Origin of the sequence: Streptomyces sp. NPDC007189 (genome assembly GCF_040703635.1) — a bacterium.
In the GTDB taxonomy this organism is placed as follows: Bacteria; Actinomycetota; Actinomycetes; order Streptomycetales; family Streptomycetaceae; genus Streptomyces.
The window spans coordinates 271,669-288,070 of record NZ_JBEYEY010000010.1; the positions used below are offsets into that span (position 1 = coordinate 271,669).

Consider the following 16,402-nt stretch of genomic DNA (forward strand, 5'->3'; position numbering starts at 1 on the left):
TGCCCGTTGCCAACGCCGTACGGGTGACTCCAAGCCTTCGGGCCTGCTCTAGGGACTGATGACGTTCATGGCTAACGAGGACAAGCTCCGCGACTACCTCAAGCTGGTCACTACCGACCTGCGGCAGACCCGCCGGCGCCTCCAGGAAGTCGAGGCCCGCCAGCAGGAGCCCATCGCCATCGTCTCGATGAGCTGCCGCTTCCCCGGGAACGCCCACACCCCCGAGGACTTCTGGGACCTGCTCGTCGCGGGCGTCGACACCGTCTCGGAGCTGCCCGCCGACCGCGGCTGGGACCTGGAGAACCTGTACCACCCCGACCCCGAGCACCAGGGCACCAGCTACACCCGCTCCGGGTCCTTCCTGTACGACGCCGCCGACTTCGACCCCGCCTTCTTCGGCATCTCGCCGCGCGAGGCCACCGTCATGGACCCGCAGCAGCGCCTGCTGCTGGAGACCTCCTGGGAGGCCCTCGAGCGGGCCGGCATCGACCCCGGGACGCTGCGCGGCGAGAAGGCCGGCGTCTTCGTCGGCAGCAGCGACCAGGGGTACGGCGCCGCCGCCGCGCACGCCCGTGACCGGGTCGAGGGCCACATGCTGACCGGCGGTTCCGGCGCCGTGCTCTCCGGGCGCATCGCCTACACCCTCGGCTTCGAGGGGCCCGCCGTCACCGTCGACACCATGTGCTCCTCGTCGCTGGTCGCCCTGCACCTCGCCGTACAGGCCCTGCGCCAGGACGAGTGCCGCCTCGCCCTCGCCGCCGGCGCCACGGTCATGGCCGGCCCGCGCAACTTCGTGGAGTTCAGCCGGCAGCGGGGGCTGGCGCCGGACGGCCGGTGCAAGCCGTTCGCGGCGGGTGCGGACGGTACGGGCTGGGGTGAGGGTGTCGGCGTGCTGCTGCTGGAGCGGCTGTCGGACGCCCGCCGCAACGGTCATCCGGTGCTGGCGGTGATCCGGGGCTCGGCGGTCAACCAGGACGGTGCGAGCAACGGTCTCACCGCGCCCAACGGCCCCTCGCAGGAGCGGGTGATCCGGGCCGCGCTGGCCAACGCCCGGCTCACCCCCGACCTGGTCGACGCCCTGGAGGCCCACGGCACCGGCACCACCCTCGGCGACCCGATCGAGGCCCAGGCGGTGATCGCCACCTACGGCCAGGACCGCGAAGAGCCCCTGCGCATGGGCTCCCTCAAGGCCAACATCGGGCATCTCCAGGCCAGTTCCGGCGTCGCCGGCGTCATCAAGATGGTCCTGGCCATGCGCCACGGCGTCCTGCCGAAGCTGCTGCACCTGGACGAGCCGACCCCGCACGTCGACTGGTCCTCCGGCGCCGTCGAACTCCTCACCGACAACCAGCCCTGGCCCGACACCGGCCGACCGCGCCGCGCGGGCGTCTCCTCCTTCGGCGGCAGCGGCACCAACGCCCACGTCGTCCTGGAGCAGGCCCCGGAACCCGACTCCGAGGCCACCGAGGAGACCGGGCCCGACGACAGGGCCGCGACACCGGCGGTGTTCGCCGCGGGCAGCACGGTGCCGTGGCTGGTGTCCGGGCGCGGACCGGAGGGTCTGGCCGGGCAGGCGGGCCGACTGGCCGCCTTCGCGGAGTCGGCCGACGAGACCGTACGACCCGTGGACGTGGCCTGGTCCCTGGCCGCCACCCGTGCCGCTTTGGAGCACCGGGCCGTCGTCCTCGGCACCGACCGCCCCGAACTCGCCGCCGTCCTCGGCACCTTGGCATCCCAGGGCACGGCACCCGGTGCGATCACCGGCACCTTCGACGCCGTACCCGACGGCGTCGCCTTCGTGTTCCCGGGTCAGGGGGCGCAGTGGGCTGGTATGGGGCGGGAGTTGTGGGATGTCTCGCCGGTGTTCGCGGAGTCGATGGAGGCGTGTGAGCGGGCTCTGGCTCCGTATGTCGGCTGGTCGTTGAGCGAGGTCGTGAGTGGCGGCGGCGAGTTGGCTGATGTTGATGTGGTGCAGCCGGTGTCGTGGGCGGTGATGGTGTCGCTGGCGGCGGTGTGGCGTGCGTGTGGTGTTCAGCCGTCGGTGGTGGTGGGGCATTCGCAGGGGGAGATCGCCGCTGCCGTGGTGGCGGGTGGTCTGTCGTTGGATGATGGGGCGCGGGTGGTGGCGCTGCGGTCGAGGGCGATTCGTGCGATTGCCGGCCGTGGGGGCATGGTGTCCGTGCCGCTGCCTCTGGAGCAGGTCGAGGAACTGCTCACCGGTTGGCAGGGGCGTATCGATGTCGCGGCCGTCAATGGGCCGTCCTCCGTGGTCGTCGCGGGTGATGCGGACGCTTTGGATGAGCTGGTGGCTCACTGTGAGGGCGTGGACGTTCGGGCCCGTCGTATCCCGGTGGACTACGCCTCGCACACCTGGCATGTGGAGGCCATCGAGGACGAACTGGCCAGGGTCCTCGCCCCGGTTGCTCCCCGGTCCGGTGAGGTGCCGTTCTTCTCGACCACCGAAGCGGCCGTCATCGACACGGCCCAGCTGGACGGCGGCTACTGGTACCGCAACCTGCGCCACAGGGTGCGTTTTGCCGACGCGGTTCAGGGGCTGATCGACCAGGGCTACTCGGCGTTCGTCGAGGTCAGCTCCCACCCCGTGCTGGGCATGCCGGTGCAGGAGGCCGCCCCGGACGCCGTCGTCGTGGGGACCCTGCGCCGCAACGAAGGTGGCACCCCCCGCTTCCTGACGTCCCTCGCCGAGGCCTGGGTGCGCGGTGTGCCGGTGGACTGGACGCGTGTCCTCGCTGGTCAGGGTGGTCGTACGGTCGCTCTGCCGACGTACGCCTTCCAGCACCGTCCCTACTGGTTCGAGCCCGCGGCGCCGCAGGGCGTCACGGTGGGCGGTGCGGCCGAGGATCCGGCGGACGCCGAGTTCTGGGCGGCCGTCGAGGGGGAGGACCTGCAGGCGCTGACCGGTGCGCTCGACGTGGCCGGGGAGGACGGGCAGGAGGCGCTGGCGCAGGCGCTGCCCGTGCTGTCCGCCTGGCGGCGCGGGCGGCGCGCCTCCGCGACCATCGACTCCTGGCGCTACCGCATCGCCTGGCGCCCGACCGCCGACCGCCCCGCCGGGACGCTCACCGGCACCTGGCTCGTGGTCGTGCCCGCCGGCCAGGCCGGATCCGACCTCGTCCGGGTCTGCCTGGACGGGCTCGCCGAGCACGGCGCCCAGACCGCGCCCCTCTTCGTCGACGCCACCGACACGGACCGGGAGCGGCTGGCCGCCCTGATGACCGAGACGGCCCGGCACAGCGGCGCCGACGCGTTCGCCGGCGTCCTCTCCTTCCTCGCGCTCGACGAACGCCCGCACCCCGAGCAGCCGGGACTCGCCGCCGGACTGGTCGCGGGGCTCGCGCTGATCCAGGCGTGCGCCGACACCGGGCTGCGTTCCCCGGTGTGGCTCGCCACCAGCGGGGCCGTGACCACCGGGGACGCCGACCCGCTGCGCAACCCCGTGCAGAACGGCACCTGGGGCATGGGCCGCGTCGCCGCGCTGGAACACCCCGAGTTCTGGGGCGGGCTCGTCGACCTCCCCGAGACGCCCGACGAGCGTACGGCCGCCCGGCTCTGCACGATCCTCGCCACCCCTGAGGCGGAGGCCGACGCCAAGGCCGAGGACCAGCTCGCCGTCCGCCGGACCGGCGTCCTCATCCGCCGCCTGGTCCGCACGCCCGCCGGCGCCATGCCCGGCGGCGACCGCACCTGGACCTCGCGCGGCACCGCGCTGATCACCGGCGGCACCGGCGGCCTCGGCGGACACACCGCCCGCTGGCTCGCCCGCAACGGCACCGAACACCTGGTGCTCGTCAGCCGCCGCGGCCCCGAGGCACCCGGCGCCGCCGAACTCGAGGCGGAGCTGCGTGAGTTGGGCGCCCGCGTCACCATCGCCTCCTGCGACATCGCCGACCGGGACGCCCTGGCCGCGCTCGTGCAGCGCGTGGAGGCCGACGGGCCGCCGATCCGAACCGTCGTGCACACCGCCGGCGTCGGCATCCTCATCCCGCTGGCCACCACGACCCTGCAGGAGTTCGCCGACGGCGCGGAGGCCAAGCTCTCCGGCGTCGCCAACCTCGACGCGCTCTTCGACGACGACCGCCTCGACGCCTTCGTGGTCTTCTCCTCCGTCGCCGGTGTGTGGGGCAGCGGCGACCACGGCGCCTACGCCGCGGCGAACGCGTACGCCGACGCGGTGGCCGAGCAGCGCCGGGCCCGCGGCCTGGCCGGCACCTCCATCGCCTGGGGCATCTGGAGCGACGAGGGCGGCGGCATGGGCCTCGACGTCGTCCAGGAGCAACTGCGCTGGCGCGGTATCCCGTTCATGGACCCCAAGCTCGCCGTCGCCGCCATGCAGCAGGTCCTCGACCGCGACGAGTGCTTCATCGCCGTCGCGGACATCGACTGGGAGCGCTTCGTCCCCGTCTTCACCGCCGCCCGCCGGCGCCCGCTGCTCACCGAGGTGCCCGAGGTCGCCGACCTGCTGCGCGCCGAGGAGGACCGCCTGCGGCAGGACGTCCCGGACATGCAGAGCGCCGGACTCCTCGCCCGGCTGCGCGGCCTGTCCGCCGACGACCAGGAACAGGCCGTACTCGACCTGGTCCGCGGCCAGGTCGCGGGCGTGCTCGGGCACAGCAGCCCGAACAGCGTCGAGACCGGCCGCGCCTTCCGTGAACTGGGCTTCGACTCCCTCACCTCGGTCGAACTGCGCAACCGGCTCAACGCCGCCACCGGACTGCGGCTGCCCGTCACCGTCATCTTCGACCGGCCCACGGTCACCGCGCTCGCCCGGCACATCCGCGAGGAACTCGTCGGCTCCTCCGACGCCCTGCCCGTCCCCGCTGCCGCCCCCGCCCCGGCCGGTGTCGCGGCGCCCGCCGACGACGACCCCATCGCCATCGTCTCGATGAGCTGCCGCTACCCGGGCGGCGCCAACAGCCCCGAGGAACTGTGGCGGATCCTCGCGGAGGGCCGCGACGTCATCGACGTCTTCCCCGACGACCGCGCCTGGGACCTCGACGCCCTCTACGACCCCGACCCCGACCGCGAGGGCACCTGCTACGCCCGCGAGGGCGGCTTCGTCTACGACGCCGGCGACTTCGACCCCGCGTTCTTCGGCATCTCCCCGCGCGAGGCGATCGCCATGGACCCCCAGCAGCGGCTGCTGCTGGAGACCTCCTGGGAGGCCGTCGAACGCGCCGGACTGCTCCCCGAGAGCCTGCGCGGCACCCCCGTCGGCGTTTACGTCGGCGCCGCCAACCAGGGCTTCGGCGGGCTGGACAACCTGCCCGAGGGCGTCGAGGGCCACATCGTCACCGGCAGCGCCACCAGCGTGCTGTCCGGACGCATCGCCTACACCCTCGGCCTCGCGGCAAGCGCGGTCACCATCGACACCGCCTGCTCCTCCTCCCTGGTCGCCCTGCACATGGCCGTCCAGGCGCTGCGCTCGGGCGAGTGCTCCATGGCCCTCGCGGGCGGTGTCGCCGTCATGGTCGAGCCCATCGGGTTCATCGGTTTCGCCCGCACCCGCGGTGTCGCCCGCGACGGCCGTTCCAAGGCCTTCGCCGAGGCGGCCGACGGCATGGGCCTCGCCGAGGGCGCCGGCATGGTCCTCCTGGAGCGGCTGTCCGACGCCCGCCGCAACGGGCACCCGGTGCTGGCCGTCATCCGCTCCACCGCGCTCAACCAGGACGGCGCCAGCAACGGGCTCAGCGCCCCCAGCGGCCCCGCCCAGCAGCAGGTCATCCGCGCCGCCCTCACGAAGGCCGGCCTGTCCCCGGCCGACGTCGACGCGGTCGAGGCACACGGCACCGGCACGACTCTCGGCGACCCGATCGAGGCGCAGGCGCTCCTCGCCACCTACGGCCAGGGCCGCGACCCCGAACACCCGCTGTGGCTCGGCTCGGTGAAGTCCAACATCGGCCACACCCAGGCCGCCTCCGGTGTGGCGGGCGTGATGAAGATGGTCCTCGCGATGCAGCACGGGGTGCTGCCGCGAACCCTCCACGTCGACCAGCCCACCCCACACGTCGACTGGTCGGCCGGCGCGGTGTCGCTGCTGACCGAACCTGTGGCGTGGCCGCGCGTCGAGGGGCGTCCGCGCCGGGCGGGTGTCTCGTCGTTCGGCGTCAGCGGGACGAACGCGCATGTGGTGCTGGAGGAGGCGCCGGGTCTTCCGGAACCGGTGGAGCGTGAGGAGCCGGGCCCCGTCTTTTCGGCCGGTGATGTGGTGCCGTGGGTGGTGTCGGGTCGTGGTCAGGAGGGTCTGGCCGGGCAGGCGGGTCGACTGGCCGCCTTCGCGGAGTCGGTCGACGAGACCGTACGGTCCGTGGATGTGGCGTGGTCGCTGGCGGCGACGCGGACCGCTTTCGAGAACCGTGCCGTGGTGCTCGGCTCCGGCGTGGGTCAAGCGGGTTCCCTGCTGGGTGAGTTGGCGGCGGGTGCGGTGAGTGTCACCGGCACCGTACGGAGTGCCGTCACCGCGGGTGCTGATCGTGTGGTGTTCGTGTTCCCGGGTCAGGGGGCGCAGTGGGCTGGTATGGGGCGGGAGTTGTGGGATGTCTCGCCGGTGTTCGCGGAGTCGATGGAGGCGTGTGAGCGGGCTCTGGCGCCGTATGTCGGCTGGTCGTTGAGCGAGGTCGTGCGTGGCGGCGGCGAGTTGGCTGATGTCGATGTGGTGCAGCCGGTGTCGTGGGCGGTGATGGTGTCGCTGGCGGCGGTGTGGCGTGCGTGTGGTGTTCAGCCGTCGGTGGTGGTGGGGCATTCGCAGGGGGAGATCGCCGCTGCCGTGGTGGCGGGTGGTCTGTCGTTGGAGGATGGGGCGCGGGTGGTGGCGCTGCGGTCGAGGGCGATTCGTGCGATCGCCGGCCGTGGGGGCATGGTGTCCGTGCCGCTGCCTCTGGAGCAGGTCGAGGAACTGCTCACCGGTTGGCAGGGCCGTATCGATGTCGCGGCCGTCAATGGGCCGTCCTCCGTGGTCGTCGCGGGTGATGCGGACGCTTTGGATGAGCTGATGGCTCACTGCGAGGGCGTGGACATTCGGGCCCGTCGTATCCCGGTGGACTACGCCTCGCACACCTGGCATGTGGAGGCCATCGAGGACGAACTGGCCAGGGTCCTCGCCCCGGTTGCTCCCCGGTCCGGTGAGGTGCCGTTCTTCTCGACCACCGAAGCGGCCGTCATCGACACGGCCCAGCTGGACGGCGGCTACTGGTACCGCAACCTGCGCCACAGGGTCCGGTTCGCCGACGCGGTTCAGGGGCTGATCGACCAGGGCTACTCGGCGTTCGTCGAAGTCAGCTCCCACCCCGTGCTGGGCATGCCGGTGCAGGAGGCCGCCCCCGATGCCGTCGTCGTGGGGACCCTGCGCCGCAACGAAGGTGGCACCCCCCGCTTCCTGACGTCCCTCGCCGAGGCCTGGGTGCGCGGCATCCCGGTCGACTGGACGCGTGTCCTCGCTGGTCAGGGTGGTCGTACGGTCGCTCTGCCGACGTACGCCTTCCAGCACCGCCGTTACTGGCTGGAGAAGACCGCACCCGCCACCGTCGCCGCCGCCGAGGGCACGGACGTGGACGCCCGTTTCTGGGAGGCCGTCGAGCGCGAGGACCTCGAATCGCTCGCCGAAGCGCTGCACTTGCCGGACAGCGAGCCGTTGGCCGAGGTGCTGCCCGCCCTGTCGAACTGGCGCCGGGGCGAAGTGGCCCGGTCGGCGGTGGACGGTTGGCGGTACAAGGTGGTGTGGAAGCCGGTGGGGCCGGAGTCCCGGCCGGTCACGCTGGACGGTGAGTGGCTGCTCGTGGTGCCCGAGGGCGAAGCCGCCCTCGCAGAGTTCGTCGTCGCCGTCAGTGACGCCCTCACCCGCCACGGCGCCCGTGTCACGACCCTGAGCGTGGCCGCGGGCACTGACCGGGCGGGGCTCACCGCGCTCCTCACCGGCGTGCTGAGCGCCGACGACCGGTCGGCCGCGCCGGCGGGGGTCCTGTCGCTGCTGGCGCTGGACGAGTCGCCGTACGCCACCGGCAGTGCCGTGCCCGGTGGGCTCGCGCGCACCACCGCGCTGCTGCAGGCGCTCGGGGACGCCGGTGTCGCGGCGCCGCTGTGGATCGGCACGCGGGGCGCCGTGTCCACGGGCCGCGCCGACCGGCTCACCGCGCCGGTGCAGGCCCAGGTCTGGGGGCTCGGGCGGATCGCGGCGCTGGAGTACCCGCGGCGGTTCGGCGGGCTGGTCGATCTGCCGCGGGAACTCGACGAGCGGGCCGGGACCCGGCTGGTCGCCGCGCTGGCGGGGACGCCGGACGAGGACCAGTTGGCCGTGCGCGGCACCGGGCTCTTCGTACGGCGGCTGGTGCGGGCCGGGCGGCCCGACGCCACGCCCGCCCCGTGGGCGCCGCAGGGGACGGTGCTCATCACCGGCGGCACCGGAGGTGTCGGCGCCCAGGTGGCGCGCCGGCTCGCCCGCAACGGCGCCGGACACCTGCTGCTCGTGGGGCGCCGGGGGCCGGACGCGCCCGGTGCGGCCGACCTGGAGGCGGAGCTGACGCAGCTCGGCGCCCGGGTCACCGTGGCGGCGTGCGACGTCGCCGACCGGGAGCAGCTGGCCGCACTGCTGGCCGCCGTACCGCAGGACCGGCCGCTCACCGCGGTCGTCCACGCGGCCGGTGTCCTGGACGACGGCGTGCTGGACGGACTGACCCCCGAGCGCGCCGAGACCGTGCTGCGGCCGAAGACCGCCGCCGCGTGGCACCTGCACGAACTCACCCGTGACCTGGACCTGTCGGCGTTCGTGCTGTTCTCGTCGCTCGCCGGTACGCTCGGCGGGCCCGGCCAGGGCAGCTACGCCGCCGCCAACGCCTTCCTCGACGCGCTCGCCCGCCGCCGGCACGCCGACGGGCTGCCCGCGACGTCGATCGCGTGGGGCGCGTGGGGCGGCGGCGGTCTGGCCGCCGGCGAGACGGGGCAGCGGCTGGCCCGCTCCGGCATGCCCGCCATGGACCCGGAGTCGGCGCTGACCGCCCTCGAACAGGCCGTCCTCGGTGCCGAACCGGTGCTGGCGGTGGCCGACGTCCGGTGGGAGACCTACGCGTACGCCCACGCCGACCGGCCCGCCCGGGTCCTCGCCGACCTGCCCGAGGTGCGCGAGGCCGAGGCGGCACGGCAGACCACCGCGGCGGCCGGCGCTGACGGCAACGCGGTCACGGCACGGCTCGCCGGGCTGCCGTACGAGGAACAGCGCCGTGAACTGCTTACGCTGGTCCGGACGTTGGCGGCCGGGGCGCTCGGCTACGCCGGGCCGGAGGAGATCGACGAGGAGCGGGCCTTCCGCGACCTCGGCTTCGACTCGCTGACCGCGGTCGCGCTGCGCAACACCATCGCCGAGACCACCGGGCTGCGGCTGCCTGTCACTCTCGTCTTCGACCACCCGACGGCGACCGCGCTCGCCGAGCGGCTGCACCAGGACCTGTTCGGCGCCGCCCCCGACGGCGCGGAGCCGGAGCGCAGCGCCGTGCCCGCCGTGGCCGCGACCGGCGACGACCCCGTCGTCATCGTCGCGATGAGCTGCCGCTACCCGGGCGGGGCGAGCAGCCCCGAGGACCTGTGGCGGCTGCTGGTGCGCGGCGGCGACGCCGTGTCCGCCTTCCCGGAGGACCGAGGCTGGGACCTGAAGGGCGCCTACGACCCCGACCCCGACCGGCCGGGCACCTTCTACGCCCGCGGCGGCGGATTCCTGTACGACGCGCACCACTTCGACCCGGAGTTCTTCGGGATGAGCCCGCGTGAGGCGCTGGCCGTCGACCCGCAGCAGCGGCTGCTGCTGGAGACGTCGTGGGAGGCGTTCGAGCGGGCCGGGATCGACCCGGGCGCGCTGCGCGGCAGCCGCACCGGCGTGTTCGTCGGCTCCAACTACCACGACTACGGCTCCCGGGTGCAGCACGCCCCCAAGGACTTCGAGGGTTACCTCGCCACCGGCAGCGCCGGCAGCGTGGCCTCCGGGCGCATCTCCTACACGTTCGGACTGGAGGGCCCGGCCGTCACCGTCGACACCGCCTGCTCCTCGTCGCTGGTCGCGCTGCACATGGCCGCGCAGGCGCTGCGCGGCGGTGAGTGCACCATGGCGCTGGCCGGCGGTGTCACCGTGATCTCCTCGCTGGACACCTTCATCGAGTTCAGCCGGCAGCGGGCGCTGTCCGAGGACGGCCGCTGCAAGGCGTTCTCCGACGACGCCGACGGCGCCGGCTGGGCCGAGGGCGTCGGCATGGTGCTCCTGGAGCGGCTGTCCGACGCCCGCCGCAACGGCCGCCCGGTGCTGGCGGTGCTCGCCGGCTCCGCCGTCAACCAGGACGGCGCGAGCAACGGCCTCACCGCACCGAGCGGCCCCGCGCAGCAGCGCGTCATCCGGCAGGCGCTGGCCACCGCCGGGCTGTCCCCGGCCGACGTGGACGCCGTGGAGGCGCACGGCACCGGCACCCGGCTCGGCGACCCCATCGAGGCGCAGGCCCTGATGGCGACGTACGGCAAGGACCGGCCCGCGGACCGGCCGCTGCGCATCGGCGCCCTCAAGTCCAACCTCGGCCACACCCAGGCCGCCGCCGGTGTCGGCGGCGTCATCAAGATGGTCCTCGCGATGCGGCACGGGCTGCTGCCGCGCACCCTGCACGCCGACCGGCGGTCCACGCGGATCGACTGGACCGAGGGTGCGGTGGCGCTGCTGACCGAGCCCGTGGAGTGGCCTGGCGACGCCGAACGGCCGCGCCGCGCCGGTGTGTCGGCGTTCGGCATCAGCGGCACCAACGCCCACGTCATCCTGGAGGAGCCGCCCGCCGAGACCCCGGCGGCCACCGGCAGCGCCGCTCTCCCGGGCGCCGGCGCCGCGAACGCCATCTCGCCGGAGGGGGCGGCCGTCCCCGCCGCCTCCGGCGAGGTGGTCCCCTGGGTGCTGTCCGGGCGCAGCGCCGACGCGCTGCACGCCCAGGCCGCCCGGCTGCTGGCCCACCTGGAGGATCCCGAGCGGCAGGACACGGCGAGCGACCTCGACATCGCCCACACGCTGGCCACCGGCCGGGCCGCGTTCGACCACCGGGCGGCCCTCGTGGGCCGCGGCCGGGACGAACTCCTCGGCGCGCTTCGGGCGTTGGCCGACGGCCGCGAGGCCCCCGGTGTGCTGCGCGGCGTACGGCGCCGCGGCGGACGCACCGCGTTCCTCTTCAGCGGCCAGGGCAGCCAGCGTCCCGGCATGGGCCGCGACCTGTACGCCGCGTACCCGGTGTTCGCCGACGCCCTCGACGCCGTCTGCGCCGAACTCGACCGGGAGCTGCAGCGCCCCCTGAAGGACGTGCTGTTCGCCCCCGCCGGCAGCCCGGACGCCGCCCTGCTGGACCGCACCGCCTACACCCAGGCCGGGCTGTTCGCCCTGGAAGTGGCCCAGTTCCGGCTGCTGGAGCACTGGGGGCTGCGCCCCGACATCGTCGTCGGCCACTCCATCGGTGAGCTGGCCGCCGCCCACGTCGCCGGGGTCCTCGACCTGGTCGACGCCTGCCGTCTGGTCGCCGCCCGCGGCCGGCTGATGGAGGAACTCCCCGCCGGCGGCGCCATGCTGTCCGTGCAGGCGAGCGAGGCCGAGGTCGCCGAGGCGCTGCGCACCTACGAGGACCGGGTGGCCGTCGCCGCCGTGAACGGACCGGCGTCCGTGGTGGTCTCCGGCGACGAGGAGGCCGTCGAGGAACTCGCCGAGGCCTGGCGGGAGGCCGGACTGCGCACCACGCGCCTGACGGTGTCCCACGCCTTCCACTCGCCGCGCATGGAACCCGTGCAGGCGCCCTTCGCCGCCGTCGCCCGCGACCTGACCTACGCCGCCCCCGCGGTGCCCGTCGTCTGCGACCTGACCGGCGAGAGCGCCGCACCCGGCGAGCTGGAGGGCGCCGACTACTGGGTACGCCACGTGCGCGGCACGGTCCGCTTCGCCGACGCCCTCGCCACCCTGGAACGCCAGGGCGTCACCACGTACGTCGAACTGGGTCCCGACGGGGTGCTCAGCGCCATGACCCGCGACTGCCTCACCGACCCGGACGCCGCCGTCGTCACGCCGCTGCTGCGCCGCGACCGGCCCGAGGACACCGCCCTCACCACCGCCCTGGCCACCCTGCACGTCCACGGCGCCGGCCCCGACTGGGCCCGGTACTTCGCCGGCCGCCCGGTCCGCCGGGCCGACCTGCCGACGTACGCCTTCCAGCGGTCCCGCTACTGGCTCGACGCCGAGCCGGTGACGCCCGACCTCGCGGCGGCCGGCCTCGCCGCCGGGGACCATCCGCTGCTCGCGGCCGGCACCGCGCTCGCCGGCGGCGACGGCTACCTGCTCACCGGGCGGCTGTCGCTGAGCAGCCACCCCTGGCTCGCCGACCACGCCGTGTCCGGCACGGCCGTCCTGCCCGGCACCGCCTTCCTGGAGCTGGCGCTGCTCGCCGCCGACCGGGTCGGCTGCCCCACCGTCGACGAACTCACCCTGGAGGCGCCGCTCGTCCTGCCCGACCAGGGCGCCGTGCACGTCCAGGTCACCGTCGGCGCACCCGGCGAGGACGGGACGCGCCAGGTCAGCGTCCACGCCCGGCCGGACGACGCCACCGACGACGAACCCTGGACCCGGCACGCCGTCGGCCGGCTCACCCCGGCCGGCGCACCGGACGACGCCGCGCCGCTCGCGGCCTGGCCGCCGCAGGGCGCCGAACCCGTCGCCGTGGACGGCCTGTACGACCGCTTCGCCGAGGGCGGCTTCGCCTACGGCCCGGCGTTCCAGGGCCTGACCGCCGCGTGGCGGCTCGGCGACGACGTCTACGCCGAGGTCGAACCGCCCGCCGGCATCGCCGCCGACGCCGCCCGCTACGGGCTGCACCCGGCGCTGCTCGACGCCGCCGTGCAGACCGTCGGCCTCACCCCGGCGGCCTCCGCCGCCGTCATGCCGTTCAGCTGGACCGGCGTGCGCCTGCACACCCCCGGCGCCGGGGCGCTGCGGGTACGGCTCACCCCGACCGGGCCCGACGCGGTGACCCTGCGCGTCACCACGGCCGACGGCCGGCCCGTCGCCACGGTGGCCGGACTGACGCTGCGCCCGCTGCCCGACGCCGGCCGGCTGGGGGACCGGCGCGCCGCCGCCCGCCATCTGCACGAGGTGGACTGGGTGACCCCGGCCGCCGCCCCGGCCCGCGTCGCCGGCGCCTGCGCGGTGCTGGGCGTGGAGACCGACCCCGGTGTGGAAGCCGCGCTGACGGCCGCCGGGCTCGCCGCCACGCACCACCCGGACCCGGCCGCCCTCGCCCGCGCCATCGCCGGCGGCGGCACCGCGGCCCCCGCGACCGTGCTGGCCGCCGTCCCGGTCCTCGGCGACGGCACCGACCCGCTGTCCGGCGACGCCGGTACGGCAGCGACGGCCGACGCGGTGCGCCGCGCCACCGGGCACGTGCTGCGGCTGCTGCAGGACTGGCTCGCCGACGACACCTTCAACGCGACCCGGCTGGTGCTGGTCACCCGGCACGCCATGACCGTGCACGACGGCGACCGGGCGCCCGACCCGGTGGCCGCCGCCGTCTGGGGCCTGGTGCGCACCGCGCAGTCCGAGAACCCGGGCCGGTTCGTGCTGCTGGACTGGGACGGCGCCCAGGAGTCCCACCCGGCGCTGCCCGCCGCGCTCGGCCTAGACGAACCGCAGGTCGCCGTGCGCAAGGGCGAGTTGCGGGTCCCGAGGCTCGTCCGTACGACGCCCCTGGCCGGCGGCGCCGGGGACGGCGCGGGCACGCTGCTCGACCCGGACGGCACCGTCCTGGTCACCGGCGCCACCGGCGCGCTCGGCGGCCTCGTCGCCCGGCACCTGGTCACCCGGCACGGCGCCCGCAACCTGCTGCTCGTCGGCCGCCGCGGCCCCGACGCGCCGGGCGCCCGGGAACTCGTCGCGGAGCTGACCGGGCTCGGCGCCCGCGCCGACCTGGTCGCCTGCGACGCCTCCGACCGGGACGCGCTGGCCGCGCTGCTCGCCACGATCCCGGCCGAGCGTCCGCTGACCGCCGTCGTCCACACCGCCGGCGTCCTCGCCGACGGCGTCATCGGCTCCCTCACCCAGGAACACCTCGACACCGTGCTCGCCGCGAAGGTCGACACCGCCCTGCACCTGCACGAGCTGACCCGGGACACCGGGCTGCGCGCCTTCGTGCTGTACTCCTCGCTCGCCGGTGTCTTCGGCGGCGCGGGACAGGGCAACTACGCGGCGGCCAACGCCTTCCTGGACGCCTTCGCCCACCAGCGGCGCGCCCAGGGCCTGCCCGCCCAGTCCCTGGCGTGGGGCCTGTGGGAGGAGCGATCGGCGATGACCGGCAAGCTGGACGGGGCCGACCTGCGGCGCATGGCGCGCGGCGGTGTCGTACCGATGCCGTCCGAGCAGGCCCTGGAGCTGTTCGACGCGGCCGTCACCGCCGACCGCGCGGTGCTGGTCCCGGCCCGCTTCGACACGGCCGGGCTGCGCACCCCCGACGGAGAGGTACCGGCCCTGCTGCGGTCCCTCGTCCGGCCCGCCCCCGGCCGCCGCACCGGTACCGCCCCCGCGGCGGAGGGCGCCGGTTCCGCGGAGCTTCTTCGGCAGCGGCTCGCCGGACTCGACGCCGAGGCCCGGCTCACCCTCCTCGTGGACCTCGTCCGCGACCACGCGGCGGCGGTGCTCGGCTACGCGGACTCCGACGCCGTGGACGCCGATCGGGGCTTTCTGGAGATGGGCTTCGACTCACTGACCGCCGTCGAACTGCGCAACCGGCTCACCACCGCCACCGGGCTGCGCCTGCCGGCCACACTGCTGTTCGACTATCCGACGCCCCTCGGTCTCGCCCGGCACCTGCGCGACGAGACCGCGCCGGGAGCCGCCGCCTCCGTCGAGCCGGTCCTCGCCGAACTCGACCGCCTGGAGGGCGTGCTGGAGGAGATCGCCGGCGACGAGTCGGTCCGCGCCACGCTGGCCGGCCGGCTGCGCGGCCTGCTGACCCGCCTGGACGGGCCGGCCGCGGCCGTCGGCGCGGGCGGCAGCACGGCCGGCGCGGCCGGTGACGACCCGGCGACGGAGCCGGTCGTGGCGGTCGAGGAGCAACTGGAGTCGGCCAGCGACGACGACCTGTTCGACTTCATCGACAAGCAGTTCGGCTCGGCGTGACGGGCCCTCGGATCACCGGACGTGCCGGACCGGCGAGCGTCGGTCCGGCGCGTCCGCCCGGTCGCCGGAACGGCACCTCGGTCGGGGCGGCGGGGCCGCCCGAGCGACGGCCTGGTCGGTCCTGGCGGTCCGGCGGCCCCCGCGCCGTCGCTGTGTCCCCGGGCCGACAGGGCTGCGGGGAGCGGTCGTCGGGCATCATCCACCCCACCAGGAAGAGAGCGAGACCGTGTCGGAACGAGTGCTGAACGTCGGAGTGGTCGGCTGCGCCGCCATCGCCCAGCGCACCACCCTGCCCGCGCTGGTCGCCGAGCCGTCGGTGCGGCTGGTGGCCGTCGCCAGCCGCAGCCGCGACAAGGCCGAGGCCGTCGCCCGGCGGTTCGGCTGCGAGGCGGTCACCGGCTACGCCGCGCTGCTCGCCCGCGACGACATCGACGCCGTCTACGTGCCCCTGCCGCCCGCGCTGCACGCCGAGTGGGTGGCGCGGGCGCTCGTGGCGGGCAAGCACGTCCTCGCCGAGAAGCCGTGCGTCACCGACCGCGCCCAGGCGGTGGAGCTGGTCTCCGCCGCCCACGACGCCGGGCTGCTGCTGATGGAGAACTTCGCGTTCCTCCACCACGGCCAGCACGACGCCGTACGGGCCCTCGTGGACACCGGTGCGATCGGCGAACCCCGCCATCTCACCGCCGAGTTCGCCTTCCCCCCGCTGCCCGACGGTGACATCCGCCACGACCCGGCGCTCGGCGGCGGCGCGCTGCTCGACGCCGGTGTGTACACACTGCGCGCGGCCACCCTGTACCTGGGACCGGAGGTCACGGTCCACGGCGCGGTGCTGCGGGACGATCCCGCCACCGGCGTCGACGTGGCCGGCGCGGCGCTCGTCGCCGACCCGGCCGGGCGCACCGGGCAGCTCACGTTCGGCTTCGACCGGTCGTACCGCTGCGCCTGCACCCTGTGGGGCAGCGAGGGCAGCATCACCCTCGACCGCGCGTTCACCGCACCGCCCACCCTGCGCCCGGTGCTGCGGCTGGTCCGCCAGGACCACGTGGAGGAGCGCACCCTTTCCGTCGGCCACCAGTTCGCCTCACTGGTCGCCCGGTTCGCCCGCACGGTGCTGGACGGCGGCGACTTCAAGGGACCCGGTCAGGACATCCTGCGGCAGGCCGAACTGGTGGATGCGGTGCGCGCGGCGGCGGGAAAGGGGCCGACCCGCTGAAGGAGCGCTCCTGA

General features: G+C 75.1%; 2 protein-coding genes. Both read left to right on the forward strand.

Annotated elements, in window-relative coordinates:
- Positions 1-67 precede the first annotated feature (67 nt).
- On the forward strand, positions 68-15,175 hold the full coding sequence (locus tag AB0950_RS22150; RefSeq protein ID WP_366779266.1) for a type I polyketide synthase: 15,108 nt from the start codon (positions 68-70) through the stop codon (positions 15,173-15,175).
- A 226-nt stretch (positions 15,176-15,401) separates the two neighbouring features.
- Positions 15,402-16,388 carry a Gfo/Idh/MocA family oxidoreductase gene (locus AB0950_RS22155; RefSeq protein ID WP_360161689.1) on the forward strand — a complete coding sequence of 329 codons (987 nt, stop codon included), beginning with the start codon at positions 15,402-15,404 and terminating at the stop codon, positions 16,386-16,388.
- Positions 16,389-16,402: the final 14 nt, after the last annotated feature.

Coding starts and splice junctions, on each gene's coding strand:
- AB0950_RS22150 (WP_366779266.1), top strand. CDS start 68: ATGGCTAACGAGGACAAGCTCCGCGACTACCTCAAGCTGGTCACTACC.